We start from the raw sequence: 268 nt of genomic DNA, 5'->3' as shown, positions 1-268 counted from the left end.
TGTTCGTCAAGGGCAACAACGAACTGCTCTCGCTGACCCAGCCGCACATCATTCAGGAAATCCACGAGCAATACCTGGCCGCCGGTGCCGACCTGATCGAGACCAATACCTTCGGTGCCACCAGCGTGGCCCAGGACGATTACCACATGGCCCACCTGGTCTACGAGATGAACGTGGAATCGGCGCGCCTGGCGCGTGCGGCCTGCGACAAGTACTCGACCCCGGACAAGCCGCGCTTCGTGGCCGGCGCCCTCGGCCCCACGCCCAA

1 protein-coding gene is annotated in these 268 nt (G+C 64.2%); it reads left to right on the top strand.

Going from position 1 to position 268, the window contains the following annotated elements:
- On the top strand, positions 1-268 hold a 268-nt coding region (locus ACZ3GY_RS24085; RefSeq protein ID WP_465912270.1), incomplete at both ends, for a homocysteine S-methyltransferase family protein.

It is taken from the genome of Pseudomonas sp. PME37.24/006, from assembly GCF_055556635.1.
The sequence above is the reverse complement of the archived record's forward strand: the minus strand, read 5'-3'. Positions and strand labels throughout refer to the sequence as shown.